This is a genomic window from Bradyrhizobium sp. Leo78, from assembly GCF_059512425.1.
The window spans coordinates 1-477 of the sequence record NZ_JCAMOT010000203.1 but is presented as its reverse complement, the minus strand read 5'-3'; the positions used below and the strand labels follow the sequence as shown (position 1 = coordinate 477).

Sequence of the window (477 nt, the reverse complement as noted above, 5' to 3'; positions counted from 1 at the left end):
GCTTCCTCGACTATGCGATGGGCCAGCAGACGCCGCCGCCGCGTCCGAGCGTGCTGCGCGTCAGCTCCTTCGAGCAGGCTCACCTTCATCTCCAAAGCCCGGTCACCGGCCTGCAGCAGGACGGTGACCAGGTCGTCGTGTCGACGTCGAAGGCCAGCTACCCCCTCGACTTCCTGATCTTCGGGACCGGCTTCAAGATCGATCTGACCAATCGGCCGGAACTGGGAGTCTTCGAACCCCACATCCGACTTTGGCGCGACCGCTTCCCGACGCCGGCCGGGATGGCGAATGCGGAGCTTGAAGGATCGCCCGATCTTGGCGAGGCTTTCGAATTCCTTGAGAAAGAACCGGGTTCTTGCCCGGTTCTCTCGAAGATTCATTGCTTCAACTTCCCGGCAACGCTCAGCCACGGCAAGCTTACAGGCGACATCCCTGCAATCAGCGAGGGCGCCGACCGCCTGGCGCGCGGCATCGTCC

1 pseudogene is annotated in these 477 nt (G+C 63.3%); it reads left to right on the top strand.

The features are described from left to right. Window positions 1-477: pseudogene (locus AC5ZG1_RS44290) on the top strand (FAD-dependent oxidoreductase); the annotation flags it as partial.